Consider the following 17,752-nt stretch of genomic DNA (forward strand, 5'->3'; position numbering starts at 1 on the left):
ACCTCGGCGATGCGGACGGCTGCACGTGCGTGTCCGGGGCCGGTTCGGGCGCGGTGGTTCCGCCGCGGTCAGCGCGGAGGGGCGCCGTACTCGGTGAGTCTGACGGCGCGCATGTCTTCGCTTGTTCGGTCGAATGCGCGTTCCGGGCGTGGGCCGCGGTCAGCGGTGGTGCTGGTGGTAGTGGCGGGCGGCACGCGCCCTGTTCCCGCAGGCGATGGAGCACCATTCCTGACGCGGATGCCTTTTGACGAAGTAGAGCACGCAGCGTGGCGCAGGGCACACCCGCACCTGGTCCGCGATCGGGTCGGTGAAGAAGCCGATGGCCGCGTCGGCGAGGGCCGCGGTCAGCCGCGCGGCGGTGCCGTCGACCGTGGGGGTGAACTCCTCGCGCGGCTCGTCCTGCCACCGGAGCTGCCGCAGGACTGGGGACGCGGCGCGGTTGAGCAGGGCGAGGGCCTGGTCGAAGGGCGGCAGCGCGTCGGCGTCCGCGCGGCTGGGCGGCGCGGGGGCGACGAGGCGGGCGAAGAGCGCGCGGACGGCCTGGCGCAGTTCCACGACCTGGGCGCGGACGGCCTCGTCCGCCGTGAACGCGGCCGTGTCGAGGTAGGGGGACAGGTCCTGCTCGCGGACCCAGGCGGTGAGGCCCTCGAGTGTGGCGAAGCGGTCGGTCAGGCCGGTGCGCCCGGCGCGGATCGTCCCGGCGAGGCGAAGCGCCGGCGGTTCGTCGCTCATGTCACAAGTCTAACGGCATGTGGACTTGATCGCCGTTATGTTATAACGGATCAGCTCGTTGGATTCCGTTAGAAGGAGCGCGTCATGATCGAGGCCGTGCGGAACGATCCGAAGCTGGACGCGCTGGAGAAGCGCCTCGGCCGCGTGCCGAACATGCTGCGGGTCATGGCGAACGCGCCCGCGGTGCTGGACGGATACCTGGGGCTGTCCCGCTCGCTCAAGAAGGCGTCGCTGCCGCCCGCGACGGCCGAGCGCATCGCGCTGGCGGTCGGCGCGGCGAACGACTGCGGCTACTGCGTCGCGGCGCACACCCACGGCGCCCGCGGCGCCGGGCTGAGCGACGCCGAGGTGGAGGCGGCGAAGGCCGGGACGTCCGCGGACGCGAAGGAGGCGGCCGCGGTGGCGTTCGCCCGGGAGTTGACCGAGAGCCGCGGCCGGGCCGACGACGCGGCGGTGCGGCGGGCCGGGTGGAGCGAGGCGCAGGTCCTGGAGATCATCGGGATCGTCGCGCTGCAGACGCTGACGAACTACGTCAACAAGGTCGCCGGGACGGAGAACGATTGGCTGCCGTTGTGAACGCGCGTGTGAATGCGCGGCTGCGTCCGGTCTGGGCGACGCTCGTGATGCTGGTGCCGCTGGGGGTGGTGCAGGCGGTGGTGGACGAGCCGCTGCTGGCCCCGCCGCTGGCGGCGTCCGCCGCGCTCCTCGCGGTCGCTCCCGGGACCCCGGCGGCGCGGGCGTCGGCCGTACTCGCCGGGCACGCGCTGTCGGTCGCCGCGGGGTTCGCGGTGGCGCTGGCCGCCGGCCCCGGCACGGTCGCGGCGACCGCCGGGGCCGGTCTGGCGGTGGCGGCCATGGTGCTCGCCGGGCGGTTCCACGCTCCGGCGGTGGCGTCCGCCGCCCTCGTGGGAGCCGGCGGGGCGGTGGCGCCGGCGGTCGCGCTGCTGGCCGGGGCGCTCGGGGTGGCGGCGCTCGCCGCGCTGCCGCTCCCGGGCGGCCGGACCCGCGCGGAGGCGGGTTCGGCCCGGCCGTGACCGCGAGGCGCCGCCCGCGCGCCCCTGTAGGCGCGGGCGGTGTGAATGGGGACCGGCCCGTGCGCGCGGCCCCGCGCACGGACCGGTGTCCGGTCCGGGCGCCGCGGCGGAGAAGGGCCGCGGCGAACCGGGGTCAGTGCACCCTCTGGGGGCGGACCTTCAGCCCCCGGGGGCCGCCGCCCGGGTGGGTGATCCTCCCGGCGGGCTCGTCCCGCATGGCCGAGTAGACGAGCCGGTCCTCCGGCTGCGGCGGGACGGCCGAGGGCACGACCGGCACGGCGATCTTCTCCGGCGGCCGCGCGTGGGCGGGCGGGACGGTCTGCGCGGGATCGGTCGGCGTCACGGATCTGCTTCCTCGGGTACGGGGGCGACGAGAGGGAAGTGTTCTAGAGGTCAGAAAACCATGTCCAGCTGTTTGGGAGAACATCTTGAGATAAGTTGAGCGGGAAATGTCATCATTTCCCGCTCAAATGAACGGCCGGCCATTTCGGCGGGACCGCGGAGCGGGCGAAAGAGCAGGGCGAAGGAGCAGGTAGTAATGTCCCTCCCCGTGTCATCGACCCTCGACGCGCTCCTCGACTGCCCGCCGGGCCTGCTGGACACCACGTTCGACCAGCTGCGGACGCTGCTGGTGGTGCACGAGACGGGGTCCGCGCTGCGCGCCGCGCGGGCGCTCGGCCGCGAGCAGTCCAGCGTCCAGAAGCAGCTGGACACCCTCAACCGCAACAGCCAGGCGCTGTGCGGCGAGGTGCTGACCGTCCGGCAGGGCCGGGGCAAGGACTACCTGTTCACCCCGACGGGCGAGACGACCGTGGAACTGGCCCGCACGACCGTCGCGAACTGGCTGGAGTCGATCCACTGGAGCCGCCGCCGGCTCGGCCGGATGCTGACGGTCGGCACCACCGAGTTCACCCTGCCGATCGTGTCGCGCGCGTGGGCGGCGGTGTCGGAGGAGTTCCGGCAGCGCGAGGTCGAGTTCAAGGTCGCCCACGTCCGCACCAAGGACCTGTGGTCCCGGCTGGAGACCAAGCAGGTCGACCTGGTCTGCGGCAGCATCGTCAGCACGCCGGAGGGCGACCGGCGGCTGAAGGAGTACGAGGTGGTCGAGTACGCGCGCGGGCAGGCGCTGCTGCTGACCAACCTGCCGGACGGCGAGCTGCCGGACGCCCCGGTCCGCACCAGCCGCCTCGGCCGCGTCCCGCTGGTGCTGCCGCCCGCCGGCCTGGTCGCCGACCTGCTGGCCACCTGGTACGGCCCCGCCTTCCGGGACCGGCTGACCGTCGTCGCCGACATCGACGACGTGCACTACGGCCTGTCGCTGCTGCGCTCCGGCTTCGTCCGCGGCTGCATGATCGTCACCGGCTCGATCGGGCGCGGGATGGCCGCGCAGGACGACCCGGGCACCGTCCCGCTGCGCGCGATCGCCCTGCACGACGACCTGGAGCCGAAGGCCGAGCTCATGACCGGCGCCTTCGTCCGCCGCGCGGACCTGGAGCGCTACGGCGCCGACCACCCGCTCAACCGCCTCTGGGCGGCCGTCCGCGAGGACGTCCGGACCTACACCCCGCTCGCCTGACCGCCCCGCCCGCCTGACCGCGCAGGGCGGGGCGCTCCGCTACTTGATCTGGTTGTCGACCACGTCGAGGGACGGGCGGGCACCGAGGTGCTGGGTGGCCTGGGCGGCCAGGTGGCAGCCGGCGGTGAGGGCGTCGGCGGGCTGCTTGCCGTCCAGCCAGGGCGGCAGGAAGCCGGCGACGAACGCGTCGCCCGCGCCGGTGCCGTCGACGACCTTCTCGACCGGCTCGGCGGCGACCGTGACGGGCTCGGGGCGGCCGTTGGTGTACCAGAGCGCGCCGTCGGCACCGACCTTGATCACGACCTGCGGGTACCAGGCGGTGAGCACCTTGGCGGCCGCGGCCGGGTTCTCGCGGCCGGTGAGGATCTCGGCCTCCTTGCCGGTGACGACCAGGAGCCGGGCGCCCTGCGTCCACTCCAGGAACGGCTCGGCGCCCATCCGCTTGAGCGGGGAGGACGAACCGCCGTCGACCGACACCGACATGTTCGCCTGGCGGGCGAGTTCGAGGGTGTGGATGGCGGCCTTGCGGGAGCCCTCGTTGATCAGCGAGTACCCGGACAGGTGCAGGTGCGTGCCCTGCGAGAACAGGTCCTTGCAGCGCTCGATGTCCTCGGGGAGCAGCGCCGCGTTGGCGCCCGGGTCCGACAGCATGGTCCGGTCGCCCTTGTGGGTGACCATCACCACGCAGGTGCCGGTGGGGCGCTCCTGGTCCATGACGAGGCGGGCGTCGACGCCGTACCCCATCAGCTCCATGTCGCGGTTGCGTCCCGCGATGTCGGAGCCGCGGCGGCCGACGAAGGCGACCTCGATCCCCTCCAGGGCGAGCCAGGACGCGACGTTGGCGCCCGAACCCCCTCCATGGATCGTCACGGCGGCGGGCGTGTCACTGCCCTTCGCCAACGGGAACGCGGCACGAGCCACGGTGTCTGTCATGAGATCGCCGACCACGACCACGCGCGTCATGGAGTCATCACCTCGATCAACACGGCCCGCGCGAGCGGCATCCAGGGCGTGGAACGACCGTAACAGCTCCCGGCCCCGGATTAGGTCTCGAACGCGCAGCGAAACCCCGGATCGAGGGTTTTTCCTCAGCGTGGCGGCGGCGCCCCGTGCCTTACGCTCGGTACGTGACCGAGGGTTATCCGGATCAGTGGGAGGCCGACGTCGTCCTGAGCGACGGCGGGACGGCGCATCTGCGGCCCATCCGGAGCGAGGACGGCGATCTCCTGCGGGTCTTCTACGCGCGCCTGTCGCCGGAGTCGATCTACTACCGGTTCTTCTCGCCGCGCCCGTACCTCACCGACCGTGAGGTCGAGCACTTCACCGGGGTGGACTACGACCGGCGCGTCGCGCTGATCGCCACGATCGCGGGGGAGATGGTGGCGGTCGTCCGGTACGACATGCTGAACGACCGGCCGGAGACGGCGGAGGTCGCGTTCCTGGTCGAGGACGCCCATCAGGGGCGCGGGCTGGGCCCGGTGCTGCTGGAGCACATCGCGGCGGCGGCGCGGGAGCGGGGCGTGCGCCGGTTCGTGGCCAGCGTGCTGCCGGACAACCGGCGGATGACGCGGGTGTTCCGCGAGGCGGGCTACCAGGCCGAGCAGCGGTTCGAGGAGGGCGTGATCGAGCTCGTCCTGGACCTGGAGCCGACGGAGACGTCGGTGGAGGTGATGGCGGCGCGCGAGCACCGGGCGGAGTCCCGGTCGATCCAGCGGCTGCTGTTCCCGGAGTCGGTGGCGGTGGTCGGGGCGAGCCGGGCCGAGCACAGCGTCGGGCAGACCGTCCTGCGGAACCTGCTGGGCGGGGACTTCAGCGGGCCGGTGTACCCGGTGCATCCGACGGCGACGGCGGTCGCGGGCGTGCGGGCCTACGCGTCCGTCCTCGACATCCCCGACGACGTCGACCTCGCGGTCGTCGCGGTGCGGGCGGACGCGGTCCGGGAGGTCGTCGAGCAGTGCGCGGGCAAGGGCGTGCGGGGCCTGGTCGTCGTGTCGTCCGGGTTCGGTGAGACGGGCCCGGAGGGCCGCGCGGACCAGGACGAGCTGGTGCGGCTCGCGCGCGCGTACGGGATGCGGGTCGTCGGCCCGAACTGCCTGGGCATCGCCAACACCGACCCGGACGTCCGGCTGAACGCGACGCTGGCGCCGACCCTGCCGGGGCGCGGCCCGGTCGGCTTCTTCTCCCAGTCCGGCGCGCTCGGCATCGCGATCCTGCAGCGGACGGCGGAGCGCGGCCTGGGGCTGTCGACGTTCGTGTCCGCGGGGAACCGGGCCGACGTGTCCGGCAACGACCTGATGCAGTACTGGGAGGAGGACCCGGCGACCAAGGCCGTCCTCCTCTATCTGGAGTCGCTGGGGAATCCGCGCAAGTTCGCGCGGCTGGCGCGCCGGCTGGGCCGCCGCAAGCCGATCGTGGCGGTGAAGAGCGGGCGCAGCACGCAGGGCGTGCCGATCGGGCACGCCGCCCGGGCGCTGACCCTGCCCGACCACGCGGTCAGCGCGCTGTTCCAGCAGGCCGGGCTGATCCGCGTGGAGGACCTGTCGGAGCTGTTCGACGTGGCGCAGCTGCTGGCCTACCAGCCGCTGCCGTCCGGCGACCGGATCGCGGTCATCGACAACTCGAACTCGCTGGGGCTGCTGGCGCAGGACGCGGCGGTCGCGCTGGGCCTGGAGGTCCGCCCGCGCGTCGACCTCGGGCCGCGCGCGGACGCCGACGACTACGAGGCGGCGCTGGCGGGGGTGCTGGAGGACGACGCGGTCGACGCGGTCGTGGCGCTGTTCACCCCGCCCACGATCGGCGGGTACGACGTGCGGGTCCCGGAGAAGATCCTGCGGCTGGCGGCGGGCGCCGGCAAGCCGATCGTGGCGACGTACCTGGGGACGGAGGGCATGCCGGCCGATCTGCGGATCACCGGCCCGGACGGGATGGCGGCCGAGGGGTCGGTGCCCTCGTACGCCGCGCCGGAGGACGCCGTCCGCGCGCTGGCCTACGTCATCCGGTACGCGCAGTGGCGGTGGACCCCGGCGGGGCATCTGCCCGAGCTGCCGGGCATCGATCGCAGGCGCGCGCGGGCGCTGGTGGAGGGGTGGCTCGATTCCGGCGGCCCCGTGCACGCCGCGCCGGAGCAGGCCGCCGAGCTGCTCGCCTGCTACGGCATCGAGATCGCGCCGGACGCGGGCGGGGGAGTGCCGGTCCGGATCGTGACCATGGAGGATCCGTCGTTCGGCGCTGTGGTCTCGTTCGGCCTCGCCGACGAGACCGCCGCGCTCCTCGACGACCGCGCCTACCGCCTGGCGCCCCTGACGGACGTGGAGGCGGCGGAGTTGATCCGCGCCATCCGCACGGCGCCGCTGCTGCTGGGCCATCGCGGCGCGGAGCCGGTGGACGTCGCGGCCCTGGAGGAGCTGTTGCTGCGGGTGTCCAGGCTCGGTTACGACGTGCCCGAGGTGGCGCGCCTCGAACTGGACCCGGTCATGGCGGACGCGTCCGGCGTCGCGGTGCGCGACGTCGCGCTGCGCCTGGAGCGCCCGCTGGGCCCGCGAACGGAACTGGCCCCCCGCCGCCTGCGCTAACCGGGCGGCGGTGGCGCGGGCTCAGGGGTCGGCGGGACCGGGTCCGGCTCGGGCCCCGGCGGGACCGGGTCGGGGTCCGGCGTCGGCGGGGTGGGCTGCGGCGCGGGTCCGGGCGGTGTCGGCTCCGGCGGCGGGCCCGGCGGGACGGGGTCGGGCGCGGGCCCCGGCGGGACGGGCCCGGGCGGCCGCGGCGGGGGCCCCGGCATCGGGCCGGGCGGCGGCTCGACCGGCGGGACCAGCGGTTCAGGGGCGGGGGCCGGGTCCGGTGTCGGCGGGGGCACCGGCGGCGGGGTCGGCAGCGGGTCCTTGTCGTCCAGCAGCGGGTCCTTCTCGTCCATGGGACCCCCGTACCCGCGTGCCCATCGGGTACCCGTGCGGGCCGCGGTCCGGGCCCGCTCCGCGCGGCGCGCCGGAGCACCCGCCCATCGGGCCGGGCATGTGCGCGTCCGCCCCTGGACAGGGCAGGATAGGGGCCATGAGGGAAACCCGAGCGACCGCTCATGGTTTGCGCACGGCGATCGAGCGCAGCGGCTACTACCCGGCCCTGGTCGCGGACGCGGTCGAGTCGGCCATAGGGGACGAGCGCGTCGTCGCGTACGTCGTGCACCACGAGGCGACGTTCGACCCCGCGATGGAGGTGCGCCGGCACGTGACCGTGCTGGTGCTGTCCGCGACCCGGCTGCTGGTGTGCCACACCGACGAGCACCCGCCCGGCGAGGGCATGGAGCGGCCCCACGCGTCCACCACCACCGAGGCGGTGAAGCTGGAGCGGGTCCAGTCGGTCGCGGTGACGCGCGTCGTCCCGGACCCGGCCGCCTACGTGCCGGGGGTGCCGCCCACGGAGGTCGTGCTGACGATCGGCTGGGGCGCCATCGCGCACATCGACCTGGAGCCGGCGACCTGCGGCGACGAGAACTGCGAGGCCGACCACGGCTACACCGGCAGCGTCACCGCCGACGACCTGTCGCTGCGGGTGAGCGAGGCGGCGGACGGCGCGGACGCCGTCGGGCAGGTGCTGGCCTTCGCCGAGGAGCTGTCGGCGGCGACCGCCGGGTGAGCGTCCGTTGAGCGGGGGGCCGGCGCCGCCCGTCCCCCGGTACGGGGCCGGCGCGCTCGCCGACGTCCCGGTGTCGGTGCTGGCGGCGATGGGCGTCCCGGGCGCGCACAACGTGCTCGGCCTGCCCGCGCTGCCGCGCGCCTGCGTCCTGCTGGTCGACGGGCTCGGCTGGGAGCAGCTGCGCGCCCATCCGGACGAGGCGCCGTACCTGACCGCGATGGCCGGCGGGCCGATCTCCGCGGGGTTCCCCGCGACGACCGTCACCAGCCTCGGGTCGCTCGGCACCGGGCTGCCGCCCGGCGGGCACGGGCTGCTCGGCCTGCAGGTCGCGATCCCGGGCACGGGACGGCTGCTGAACTGCCTGCGCTGGCAGGACGACACGGTCGACCCGGCCCGCTTCCAGCCGGCGCCGACGATCTACGAGCGGGCCGCGGCGGACGGCGTCGAGGCCGCCTACGTGGCCCTCGGCCGGTTCCGGGACTCGCCGCTCAGCCGCGCCACGGCCCGCGGCGCCGACTATCTGGCCGCGGACGGGCTGGGGCAGCTCGTCGGGCGGGCCGAGCTCGCGCTGCGGCGCGGCGACCGGTCCCTGGTGACGGTGTACCACCCGGACCTCGACTCGACCGGGCACACGTTCGGGACCGGCTCGCCCGAATGGCGCCATCAGCTGCGCTTCGTCGACTACCTCGTGCGGGAACTCGCGTCGGTCCTGCCGGCGGGCGCCGCGCTGTACGTCACCGCCGATCACGGCATGGTGGATCCGGCCGAGCGCGTCGACGCGGACACCGTGCCGGAACTGGGCGAGGGGGTGGCGCTGCTCGGCGGCGACGCGCGCTGCCGGTACGTCTACAGCGAGCCGGGCGCCCACGCCGACGTCCTCGCCGCGTGGACCGCGACGGTCGGTGACCGGGCGTGGGTGGTGCCGCGCGAGGAGGCGGTGGCGGACGGCTGGTTCGGCCCCCTCGCGCCCGGGATGGCGGAGCGGATCGGCGACGTGATCGCGGTTCCGCACGGGGACCTGGCGATCGTGGCGTCCGAGCGGGAGCCGTGGCTGAACCGGATGGTCGGCATGCACGGCTCGCTCGCCGCCGCCGAGCAGATCGTCCCGCTGCTGTCGGTGACCCGCCCCTGACCGGGGGCGCCGTGCTCCCCGGCGTGTCGGGCGGCCTGTCGTGCGTAGGCTGCGGATCGTGACGAACCCCGTGGCGCCCCTCCCTAATCCGGGCGATGACGGTCAAACTGGCGATGTGCACCCTCTCATCGAAGTGCCCGCGCTGGACCGGCTGCTCCGGCAGCAGACCCCCCTGGTCCTGCTGGACGTGCGTTGGCATCTGGCGGGGCCGCCGGGAATCGACTCCTACCGCAAGGGCCATCTCCCCGGGGCCGTGTTCGTCGACCTGGACCGCGACGTGGCCGGGCCGCCGGGCCCCGCCGGGCGGCACCCGCTGCCCGGGTCCGGCGACTTCGAGGCCGCGATGCGCCGGGCCGGGGTGTCGGGGAACCGGCTCGTCGTGGTCTACGACGACGCCGACTCCACCTCCGCCGCGCGCGTCTGGTGGTCGCTGCGCTACTTCGGCCACGACCGGGTCCGCGTGCTGAACGGCGGGTACCGGGCCTGGACGGAGGCGGGCCACGCGGTCACCACCGAGGAGCCGGACGTCAAGCCGGGCGACTTCTTCGCCCGCCCCGGACGGCTGCCCGTGCTGGACGCCGAGGGGGCCGGGGCGCTGGCGACGGAGGGCGTGCTGCTGGACGCCCGCGCGGCCGAGCGCTACCGGGGCGAGAACGAGCCCGTCGATCCCGTCGCCGGGCACATCCCCGGCGCGCGCAACGCCCCGACGTCGGGGAACGTCGGGGTGGACGGCCGGTTCCTGCCGCCGGAGCTGCTGCGCGAGCGGTTCGCGCAGCTCGGCGCCACCGACGCGCTGGACGTCGGCGCCTACTGCGGTTCGGGCGTGACGGCCGCGCACGAGATCCTCGCGTTGAACCTCGCGGGCATCCCCGCCGCCCTTTACGTCGGGTCCTGGTCGAACTGGGTCGCCGATCCGGCCCGGCCTGTCGCGACCGGCGACTCCTGACTCTCGCCCGTGGGCCCGTGGCCGGCGGGGCGCCGGCCACGGGCCACCGTCATCCCGACCCGAAGCAGAGGAATCCCGCCACGCCGATCGAGCGCGGCGCCTCGGCCAGCGCCCGGGCCGGGGACCGTCCCGCCGCCAGACCGGCGTGGAACGCCGACATGAAGTCCGGCGTCGTGGCGTCCCGGACGGGCGTCACGCTGGCGATCACCGTGGCGGCGCCCAGCGCGAGCAGCACGCCCGCCATCCCGACGACGGCGTCGCCCTCGTCGGCGCGGCCGATGTCGCACGCCGACAGCACCACCACGCGGGGCGGCGCGGCCAGCCCGTCCAGGTCGTGGACGAGCAGCGGCCCGTCGGCGAGCCGCAGCCGCGAGAACAGCGCGTTCCCCTCGCGGAACTCGCCGTGCGCGGCGATATGGGCGAGCGCGGCGCCGTCCAGCGCGTCGCGGACGGGTTCGGCGCGCGCGTCCGGCCCGTCCAGGACGGCCGCCCCGGGGTGGACGCCGCGCAGCGCGGTGATCTCGCGTCCTGCGTGCGCGAGGCCGGGGCCCGCCACCAGGACGGTGCGTCCGCCGCGGGGAGGGACCGAGCGGGCGCGCAGCCAGGCGGCGGCCGACGGCACGACCGTGAACGGGCGGCCGGTCAGCGACGGGAGCATCGCCCAGGGCAGGCCGTGCAGCGGACCCGTCGGGGCGATCACCAGGTCGCGGTCGCCGACGCCGGCGCGCAGCGGCGCGAGCAGGAGCCGGTCGAGGCGCCCGGCCGACTCGGCGGCGGCGGCGAGCGACGCGGGGTCGTCCGCGCCCGCGAGCCGCCGCAGCGCGAAGCGGAGCAGCCCGGTCTCGCAGACGGCGGCGCCGAGGTCGCCGAGCCGGCGCCGGCGGGTCCGGCCGCCCGCGACGGTCACCGCGTGCAGCTCCCCGTCCACCGCGATCACCTCCACCAGGGCGCGCTCGCCGAGGGCGGCGGCGATCTCGGCGACCGCCGGGGCGCCCGCGTCGGGCGGGCCGCCCGGACGACGCCGCGTGTGCGCGCTGACCTTCGCCTCCAGGGCCGCGAGATCGGCGGCCAGCACGGACGGGACGCCGCCGCGCGCGGTGTCGCAGGTGTGCGCGACGCTGAGCGCCCGCAGCGCGGCCAGCGCCGCGGCCCGCTCGGGGTCGGCGGGCGGGCGCAGCCGCCCCGGACGGGCGATGGCGCGCCGCCGCTCCTCCAGCGCCAGCAGCTCCCGCGCCGACCGGGCGAGGCCGAGGCCGAGCGCAGCCAGCTCGCCCGCGCGGCCCGCCGCGCGAGCCCGCAGGTCCAGCGCGCCGAGCACCTCGGCGTGCCGCCCGGCCGCCTCCAGCCCGTCCCGGACGGCGGCGAGCGCGCCCCGGACGTCGCCGCGCGACCGGCGTTCCAGCGCGGTGGCGTGCAGGCCGGCGATCCGGACCGCGGCGGGGGCGTCCGCGCCGGGGGCGCGCGGCAGCAGGTGGCCGGACGGCCTCCCGAGCGCCATCGCCGCCCGCGCGGCGATGATCCGGGCCTCGGCGGCGGCGCCCGCCCAGCCCCCGCCGTCGAGCCGGTCGCCCGTAGCGGCGGCGTCCGCCGGCAGCGCCTCGGACCGTTCGCCCGCCGCCCACCGCGCCTTGATCAGCACATGGTCGGCGAGCGCGATCCATCCGGCGCGCTCCTGCGCGGCGAACGCGTCCCGCGCCTCCACGGCGGTCCCGGCGGCGCGCTCGGGACCGCCGTCCGCCAGTTCCGCGTGGGCGCGCAGCAGCAGGGCGTCCGCCACGTCGCACCGGTAGCCGTGGGTCCGCGCCGCGCCGAGCGCGGCGTCGAGGAGGGGCCGCGCCTCTCTGGGCAGGCCCGCCGCGATCAGGGTCTCCGCCTGGTCGAGCCGGCACTGCGCGAGGCGCTCCCCGGCCAGGTGGGGCTCGGCCTCCGCATAGAGCCGAAGCGCGCGCGGGACGTCCCCGCGCCGCGACACCGCGAACGCCAGGTTGCCCTTGGCCATCGCCGTCTGGTGCCGCAGTCCGGCGGCCTCTCCGACCGCGACGGCCTCCGCTAGGGCCTTCTCCGCGCCGTCGAAGTCGCCGTGCATCGCCCGCGCGAGCCCGATGTTGCCGAGCAGCCCGTTGAGCGCCGCCGGGTCGTGCCCCCGCCGCAGCCCCGCGAGCGCCCGCCCCGCCACGTCGTGCGCTTCGGCGACGCGTCCCGCCCGCGCCAGCGCGCAGGCCTTGTTGGCGGCGAGCCGGTCCGCGTCCGGACCGCGCAGGACGGTCTCCGCCTCCTCCGCATGGGCGAGCGCCCCGGTGAGGTCTCCGCGGGCGGTCAGGAGCCCGACCAGATTCATCCGGACCTTCGCGGCGGCATAGGGATCGGGGCGCGCGTCGCCCGTCCACGGATCCGCCGCGAACAGCGGCCAGTCCGCGTCCTCCGGCGCGGCGCCCGCCGTCTCGCGCCCGGTCGCGAGGTCGAGCGCGCGGTGCAGGAACGCGAGCCCCTCGTCCAGGCGCCCCAGTTCCTTGGCCGCCAGGCCCGCGATCCGCAGGGCCAGGATGTCGTCGCCTCCCCGCAGCAGCGTCAGCGCGCGGGCATGCGCCGTCGCCGGGTCGGTCGCCGCCAGCCACAGCAGCGCCCGCTCGTCCTCCTCGCTCATACGCGGATCCAGCTCGTGACCACCGACGTGCCGTCCGGCAGCCGGAACAGCAGGCTGACCAGGCCCTCCGGCACGTCCGGCAGGCAGAACAGCCCGGTCGCCCCGGTGCGCGCGACCGGCCGGTCCGGCGGAAGGCCCGGATGCCGGACGACGATGTCGGCGGCCGCGGGCGGGACGAGCCGCCCGGTGATCTCCCGGTGCCGGCCGTCCCCGGCCACCTCGATCTCCACGGTCGACCCGGGGCAGGCGAACGTCAGCGACCGCCCCGCCGCGCCGCGCACCCCCGCCGCCGGACGGCCGCCGAGGTCCTCGCGCAGTTCCGCCAGCGCGGCGGACGGCGTCCGCCATCCGAGCGCCGAGCGCGCCGCCGCCAGCACCCCCTCCGGCACCGGGTCCAGCGCGTCGAACGCGGCCCGCGTCCCGGCCATCAGCTCCTCGTCGTTCACGGGACGAGCCTCCGCAGCGCCGACAGGCACCGCGCCCGGGTCGGGCCGACGCTGCCGACGGGGATCCCCAGCGCCGCCGCCAGCTCGGCGTAGCTGGCCGCCTCCGCGAACAGCCGCAGCAGCGTCCGGCAGCGGCGGGGAAGCGCGTCGAGCGCGGCACCGACCCGCCCCACCCGGTCCCGCGCCACCGCGACCTCGTCCGGCCCGGACCCGGGATACGTCCCGGGCCCGCCGCCCGTGCCGAGGCCGCCGTGCGCCACGAGCGCCGCCGGCGGCAGCTCGCGGGCCCGCCGCCGCACCAGCCGCAGGCACTCGTTGCGCGCCGTCGTCGCCAGCCAGCATCCCGTCGCGGCCGGATCGTCGAGCGCGTCGATCCGTTCCACCAACCGCAGCCACGAGGTCTGCACCACGTCGCCCGCGTCCGCGTCGCCCAGCCCGTATGAGCGGGCGATCGACCACAGCAGCCCGCTGTACCGCTCGACCAGCCGCGCCCACGCGGCACCGTCACCGTCCCGAGCCCTCGCCACCAGCTCGCCCGCATCGTCGTCCTGCACAGCCACCAAGGCATCTCCCGCCGGTCATTTCCCACCTCGGCGGATAACTCTAAGTTGAGCATTGACGACACAGCGTGCGCGGTTACCGCTTCGCCATCGGACCGTGCTCAAGAACTGATGATTACACCGAGGTCCAGAAGGGTAACCCCGCGTGCCGGGTCGAGGACCCGGTCCGCCGCGGCCGGCGCGTCCAGCCCCTCCGCCGCGGCGAGGCCCGCGATCCGCCCCGCGACGGCGGGCGCGGCGAACGACGTCCCGCTCCATGTCGCGTACCCCTCGAACCGGTCCGGATCGCCGCCGCCCGAGGACGGGCGCGGGCCGTCGAACCACACGTGCGTGCTCGCGACGTCCACGCCCGGCGCGCAGGCGTCCACCCACCAGCCGTAGTTGGAGAACCAGGCCCGGTCGTCCCCGTCGAGCGCCGCGACCCCGACGACCGGCTTCATCGCGGCGGGCCAGAACGGACGCTCGCTCGCGGTGTTCCCGGCGCACGCCACCACCACCGTCCGGCGGCCGAGCGCGGCGACCGCCCTCGCCAGCACCGGGGACGGCCGATCGTCGAAGGTGTGGCAGCCGAGCGAGAGGTTCACCACGTCGGCCCGCCCCCATCCCGCGAGGCGGGTCAGCGCCCGGACCACGTCCAGCTCGTCGCCGACGCCGTCCCCGCCGATGACCCGCAGCGCCCGCAGCACCGCCGTCGGCGCGTGCCGCAGCACCACGCCCGCGATGAACGTGCCGTGCCCCGCCTGGGCGTCCAGTTCGAGGTCGAGGTCCGCGTCGAGCACCTCCGCGACCTCGTCGCGCTGCTCGCGGAACCACGCGGCGTCCTCCCACCAGGGATGCGGCGCCAGGCCCGTGTCCAGGATCGCGACCGTCACGTCCCGCCGCGTGCCCGCCGCGGCCGGGGCGGGCAGCGGCGCCGCCGGACGCGGCCGGTCGGCCGGCCCGCTCCACCACATCGGCTGGCCGTGCACGAGATGGTTCGGCGAAACGCTCAGTGTCCGATGGCGGCCACCCCCCGACAGCTGCGCGGACAGCTCGCAGACGTCCACCTTCGCCGACGGCCGCAGCAGCAGCCGGGTCGCCCCCGGCTCGTCCCGCCGCGCGTCGCACCAGCGCCGCACCAGCTCCTGCGCGGCGCCCGCGTCCTGCCCGGAAACCAGGATCTGGTCGCGCCGCACCAGCGTCCGCCGCCCCGGCACCGGCTCCACGACCATCGCGTCCCGGTGCCGGTCCAGCAGCCGTTCCAGCCGCGCCTCCTGGTCGAACATCGATCCCCGCCTCCCCTGCCGCACCTGCGGGCACTCATCGTGCCCGAACATGAACAGCGGGTGACCGTGGAACGCACGGAAACCGGGGCGGGCGGCGGGACGAGGGCCTACGCTGGCGGCCGAGATCGGTGAACGGTGTGCATCCCGTGGTCAAGGGTCCGGCAAACGGGTGAACTCACGGTGGTGCGACCGTGGCCGATGATGCACAATGAGGGACGCGGACGCCGTCTTGGGACGTACGAGGCCGTAGGGGAAGACGAGCCTCGGTACAGATCCAGGAGGTCCGGTGACCGCACGTGGCGTTTTCTACGTCCACTCCGCGCCACCTGCGCTGAGCCCGCACATCGAGTGGGCCGCCGCAGGTGTTCTCGGTGTGCCCGTTTCCCTTGAGTGGGCTGATCAGGCGGCCGCACCGGGGACGCTGCGCGCCGAGCTTCATTGGGAGGGCAGGCCGGGCACCGCCGCGGGGATCACCTCGGCGCTGCGGAACTGGAAACTGGTGCGGTTCGAGGCCACCGAGGACCCGACGCCCGGCAGCGACGGCGTCCGCTACAGCTTCACGCCGTCGCTCGGGGTGTTCAGCGGCGTCATCGGCGCCAACGGCGACATCATGGTGCCCGAGGACCGGCTGCGCTCGGTCATGGCCAACGCCGCCGTCGGCAAGGCGTCGCTGGAGCACGAGCTCGAGCGGCTCCTCGGCACGCCCTGGGACAACGAGCTGGAGCCCTTCCGGCGGGCCGGCGACGGCGCCCCCGTCCGCTGGCTCCACGCTGCTGTCTAAAGGCAATCCCGGCCCAAGGGCCTCGCCTGGCGGCTCGCCCTCTGACCGTGCTTGGGCGAGCGCGGCCTCGCTTCGCGAGCCTCCCGGTGGAGGCTCGCCTTCGGCGTCGCCTCCACCGGTCAGGTAACGCGCTCGCGTGACGGCTGAGGTCGTCGCCGGGGACAGAAACGGAAAGACGGAACGGCCCGGCGAGGTGGACTCGCCGGGCCGTTCCGTGCGCGGTCACCGATCGCGCGAGAGGCTTACAGGGCGCGCTGGAAGACGACCGACACGTTGTGGCCGCCGAAGCCGAACGAGTTGTTGAGCGCCGCGGCGGGGCCGTCGGCGAGCTTGCGCGGCTCGTCCCGCACGATGTCCAGCTCGACGTCGTCGTCGAGGTCCTCCAGGTTGGCGACGGCCGGGACCAGCCCGTCGCGCAGCGCGAGGATCGTGAACACCGACTCCAGCGCGCCGGCGCCGCCGAGCAGGTGCCCGGTCATCGACTTGGTCGCGGTGATGACGACCTTCGAGGCGGCCTCGTCGCCGAGGCCCGCCTTGATGGAGTTGAGCTCGGCCACGTCGCCGGACGGGGTCGAGGTGGCGTGCGCGTTGATGTGCACGACGTCCTCCGGCCGCAGGCCCGCGTCGTCGAGGGCCCGCTGCATCGCCTTGGCCTGCCCGCCGCCGCTCGGGTCGGGCAGCACGATGTCGTAGGCGTCGTTGGAGTACCCGCAGCCGGCGGCGATGCCGTGCACGCGGGCGCCGCGGGCGCGGGCGTGCTCCTCCGACTCCAGGATGATCATGGCGGCGCCCTCGCCGAGCACGAACCCGTCGCGGTTCTTGTCGTAGGGCCGGGACGCGCGCGCCGGCTCCTCGTTCCGGGTCGACATCGCGCGCATGCGGCCGAACGAGGCCATCTGCAGCGGGTGGATGCACGACTCGGTGCCGCCGCAGATCACGACGTCGGCGCGGCCCGCGCGGATCATGTCGATCGCGTAGCCGACGGCCTCGCCGCTGGACGCGCACGCGCTGACCAGGGCGTGCGAGCCGGCGGTGGCACCGAACTCGATGCCGACGTGCCCGGACGCGCCGTTCGGCATCAGCATCGGGACGGTGAACGGCGACACCCGCGACCAGCCCTGCTCGCGGTACACGTCGTAGCTGTTCAGCGCGGTGTGCAGGCCGCCGATGCCGCTGGAGACCACGACGCCGAGCCGGTCGCCGTCGACGACGAAGCCGCCCGGGACGCCCGCGGGCTCCTCGTTGCGCATGGTCTTGTTGCTTTTCGCCGGGGCGAAACCGGCGTGGGTCCACGCCTCGCGCGCCGCGATCAGCGCGATCGCCTGGCTGCGGTCGAGCCGGCGCAGCGCCTGCTTCGGCATGACCTCCTCGGGGTCGACCTTCAGCGTGGCGGCGAAGCGGACGGGCAGGTCCTCGACGCCCTCCCAGTCCAGGCTGCGGACCCCGGACTCTCCGGCGAGCAGGGCGGACCAGGTCGACGGCAGGTCTCCGCCGAGTGGGGTCGTTGCACCGAGACCGGTCACCACGACTCTGGTCTGGCTCTTGCTCATGGCAGGTGCTCCTTGCGGACTGGAGGGGGAGTGGAGGCAGGGCGCGCCCGGCCCGGACCGCCCGGCGGCCCCGTGCGGGGCCCGCGGGCGGCGCGGCGGCGCGCCCTCCCTGCGGCCGGGCGCGTCGCGCACGCCCGGCCACCGTCTGGACTAGCTCTGGAGCTTCTGGACGAAGTTGATGACGTCCTGGACGCTCTTGAGGTTGCGCAGCTCGTCGTCGGGGATCTCGACGCCGAACCGGTCCTGGGCGGCCACCGCGATCTCCACCATCGACAGCGAGTCGATGTCGAGGTCGTCGATGAAGTTCTTCTCCGGGGTGACCTCGGACTTGTCGATGCCGACGATCTCGTCGATGATCTCGGCGAGGCCGTCCAGGATCTGCTGTTCGGTGGCGACTGCCATGGTTCTGCTTTCTCCTTCGATGGGTTGGTCCAGAGCCTGCGAGCAGGCGTGACGG

18 protein-coding genes are annotated in these 17,752 nt (G+C 75.3%); 8 read left to right on the top strand and 10 right to left on the bottom strand.

From position 1 onward, the window contains the following. Nucleotides 1-159 precede the first annotated feature (159 nt). Nucleotides 160-732: a CGNR zinc finger domain-containing protein gene (locus ACA514_RS35485; RefSeq protein ID WP_375045649.1), complete on the bottom strand. Its 573-nt coding sequence runs from the start codon at nucleotides 730-732 to the stop codon at nucleotides 160-162. Between the two features lie 84 nt (nucleotides 733-816). Between ACA514_RS35485 and ACA514_RS35490 the strand changes: the two genes are divergently transcribed. Both ACA514_RS35490 and ACA514_RS35495 read left to right on the top strand, forming a co-directional pair. Beyond that, the gene (locus ACA514_RS35490) at nucleotides 817-1,308 is read left to right on the top strand and encodes a carboxymuconolactone decarboxylase family protein (protein WP_375045650.1); all 492 of its coding nucleotides are present in this window, start codon (nucleotides 817-819) and stop codon (nucleotides 1,306-1,308) included. After that, complete coding sequence (locus ACA514_RS35495) at nucleotides 1,305-1,766, top strand: HPP family protein (protein WP_375045651.1); 462 nt, start codon at nucleotides 1,305-1,307, stop codon at nucleotides 1,764-1,766. The genes ACA514_RS35490 and ACA514_RS35495 overlap by 4 nt, the downstream gene beginning before the upstream one ends. A 133-nt stretch (nucleotides 1,767-1,899) precedes the next feature. On the opposite strand, the gene ACA514_RS35500 is transcribed toward ACA514_RS35495, so the two are convergent. Further along, nucleotides 1,900-2,109 (bottom strand): hypothetical protein, encoded by a 210-nt coding sequence (locus tag ACA514_RS35500; protein ID WP_375045652.1) that lies wholly within the window; start codon nucleotides 2,107-2,109, stop codon nucleotides 1,900-1,902. A gap of 207 nt (nucleotides 2,110-2,316) precedes the next feature. Between ACA514_RS35500 and ACA514_RS35505 the strand changes: the two genes are divergently transcribed. Continuing rightward, nucleotides 2,317-3,342 carry a LysR family transcriptional regulator gene (locus ACA514_RS35505; protein WP_375045653.1) on the top strand — a complete coding sequence of 342 codons (1,026 nt, stop codon included), beginning with the start codon at nucleotides 2,317-2,319 and terminating at the stop codon, nucleotides 3,340-3,342. Between the two features lie 39 nt (nucleotides 3,343-3,381). On the opposite strand, the gene ACA514_RS35510 is transcribed toward ACA514_RS35505, so the two are convergent. Then, nucleotides 3,382-4,305 (bottom strand): carbohydrate kinase family protein, encoded by a 924-nt coding sequence (locus ACA514_RS35510; protein WP_375045654.1) that lies wholly within the window; start codon nucleotides 4,303-4,305, stop codon nucleotides 3,382-3,384. A gap of 164 nt (nucleotides 4,306-4,469) precedes the next feature. On the opposite strand from ACA514_RS35510, the gene ACA514_RS35515 reads away from it, so the two are divergent. Further along, entirely contained in the window at nucleotides 4,470-6,914 is a 2,445-nt protein-coding gene (locus ACA514_RS35515; RefSeq protein WP_375045655.1) for a GNAT family N-acetyltransferase, read from the top strand. Here ACA514_RS35515 and ACA514_RS35520 read toward each other — a convergent pair. Next, the gene (locus ACA514_RS35520; RefSeq protein WP_375045656.1) at nucleotides 6,911-7,252 is read right to left on the bottom strand and encodes a hypothetical protein; all 342 of its coding nucleotides are present in this window, start codon (nucleotides 7,250-7,252) and stop codon (nucleotides 6,911-6,913) included. The two genes, ACA514_RS35515 and ACA514_RS35520, sit on opposite strands and share 4 nt — an antisense overlap. Before the next feature lie 137 nt (nucleotides 7,253-7,389). On the opposite strand from ACA514_RS35520, the gene ACA514_RS35525 reads away from it, so the two are divergent. The 3 genes from ACA514_RS35525 to ACA514_RS35535 all read left to right on the top strand — a co-directional run bounded on the left by ACA514_RS35525 (nucleotide 7,390) and on the right by ACA514_RS35535 (nucleotide 10,049). After that, nucleotides 7,390-7,971: a DUF5998 family protein gene (locus ACA514_RS35525; protein WP_375045657.1), complete on the top strand. Its 582-nt coding sequence runs from the start codon at nucleotides 7,390-7,392 to the stop codon at nucleotides 7,969-7,971. A 7-nt stretch (nucleotides 7,972-7,978) separates the two neighbouring features. Further along, nucleotides 7,979-9,103: an alkaline phosphatase family protein gene (locus tag ACA514_RS35530; RefSeq protein WP_375045658.1), complete on the top strand. Its 1,125-nt coding sequence runs from the start codon at nucleotides 7,979-7,981 to the stop codon at nucleotides 9,101-9,103. Between the two features lie 115 nt (nucleotides 9,104-9,218). Further along, on the top strand, nucleotides 9,219-10,049 hold the full coding sequence (locus ACA514_RS35535; protein WP_375045659.1) for a sulfurtransferase: 831 nt from the start codon (nucleotides 9,219-9,221) through the stop codon (nucleotides 10,047-10,049). Nucleotides 10,050-10,098: 49 nt separating this feature from the next. Here the strand turns inward: ACA514_RS35535 and ACA514_RS35540 are convergent, their stop codons facing one another. From ACA514_RS35540 to ACA514_RS35555, 4 genes are all read right to left on the bottom strand, one after another. Beyond that, a complete protein-coding gene (locus ACA514_RS35540) occupies nucleotides 10,099-12,693 on the bottom strand; it encodes a CHAT domain-containing protein (protein WP_375045660.1) in 2,595 nt (864 codons plus the stop codon). After that, nucleotides 12,690-13,139 (bottom strand): hypothetical protein, encoded by a 450-nt coding sequence (locus tag ACA514_RS35545; RefSeq protein ID WP_375045661.1) that lies wholly within the window; start codon nucleotides 13,137-13,139, stop codon nucleotides 12,690-12,692. The genes ACA514_RS35540 and ACA514_RS35545 overlap by 4 nt, the downstream gene beginning before the upstream one ends. Further along, entirely contained in the window at nucleotides 13,136-13,699 is a 564-nt protein-coding gene (locus ACA514_RS35550) for an RNA polymerase sigma factor (protein WP_375045687.1), read from the bottom strand. The genes ACA514_RS35545 and ACA514_RS35550 overlap by 4 nt, the downstream gene beginning before the upstream one ends. A gap of 101 nt (nucleotides 13,700-13,800) precedes the next feature. After that, a complete protein-coding gene (locus ACA514_RS35555) occupies nucleotides 13,801-14,964 on the bottom strand; it encodes a S8 family serine peptidase (protein WP_375045662.1) in 1,164 nt (387 codons plus the stop codon). A 286-nt stretch (nucleotides 14,965-15,250) separates the two neighbouring features. Here ACA514_RS35555 and ACA514_RS35560 point away from each other — a divergent pair, with 286 nt between their 5' ends. Further along, nucleotides 15,251-15,745: a DUF3145 domain-containing protein gene (locus tag ACA514_RS35560; protein WP_344263959.1), complete on the top strand. Its 495-nt coding sequence runs from the start codon at nucleotides 15,251-15,253 to the stop codon at nucleotides 15,743-15,745. A gap of 242 nt (nucleotides 15,746-15,987) precedes the next feature. On the opposite strand, the gene ACA514_RS35565 is transcribed toward ACA514_RS35560, so the two are convergent. Together ACA514_RS35565 and ACA514_RS35570 are read right to left on the bottom strand one after the other, a co-directional pair. Beyond that, complete coding sequence (locus ACA514_RS35565; RefSeq protein ID WP_375045663.1) at nucleotides 15,988-17,295, bottom strand: beta-ketoacyl-[acyl-carrier-protein] synthase family protein; 1,308 nt, start codon at nucleotides 17,293-17,295, stop codon at nucleotides 15,988-15,990. Between the two features lie 150 nt (nucleotides 17,296-17,445). Beyond that, the gene (locus ACA514_RS35570) at nucleotides 17,446-17,697 is read right to left on the bottom strand and encodes an acyl carrier protein (RefSeq protein ID WP_151544105.1); all 252 of its coding nucleotides are present in this window, start codon (nucleotides 17,695-17,697) and stop codon (nucleotides 17,446-17,448) included. Between the last annotated feature and the right edge of the window lie 55 nt (nucleotides 17,698-17,752).

This window comes from Actinomadura sp. NTSP31, assembly GCF_041951385.1.
Lineage (GTDB): Bacteria > Actinomycetota > Actinomycetes > Streptosporangiales > Streptosporangiaceae > Spirillospora > Spirillospora napierensis.

Bases quoted from the DNA above. Each gene is read 5' to 3' on its own strand.
- ACA514_RS35525 (WP_375045657.1), top strand. From the start codon at position 7,390: ATGAGGGAAACCCGAGCGACCGCTCATGGTTTGCGCACGGCGATCGAG.
- ACA514_RS35520 (WP_375045656.1), bottom strand. From the start codon at position 7,252: ATGGACGAGAAGGACCCGCTGCTGGACGACAAGGACCCGCTGCCGACC.
- ACA514_RS35485 (WP_375045649.1), bottom strand. From the start codon at position 732: ATGAGCGACGAACCGCCGGCGCTTCGCCTCGCCGGGACGATCCGCGCC.
- ACA514_RS35490 (WP_375045650.1), top strand. From the start codon at position 817: ATGATCGAGGCCGTGCGGAACGATCCGAAGCTGGACGCGCTGGAGAAG.
- ACA514_RS35540 (WP_375045660.1), bottom strand. From the start codon at position 12,693: ATGAGCGAGGAGGACGAGCGGGCGCTGCTGTGGCTGGCGGCGACCGAC.
- ACA514_RS35510 (WP_375045654.1), bottom strand. From the start codon at position 4,305: ATGACGCGCGTGGTCGTGGTCGGCGATCTCATGACAGACACCGTGGCT.
- ACA514_RS35555 (WP_375045662.1), bottom strand. From the start codon at position 14,964: ATGTTCGACCAGGAGGCGCGGCTGGAACGGCTGCTGGACCGGCACCGG.
- ACA514_RS35565 (WP_375045663.1), bottom strand. From the start codon at position 17,295: ATGAGCAAGAGCCAGACCAGAGTCGTGGTGACCGGTCTCGGTGCAACG.
- ACA514_RS35570 (WP_151544105.1), bottom strand. From the start codon at position 17,697: ATGGCAGTCGCCACCGAACAGCAGATCCTGGACGGCCTCGCCGAGATC.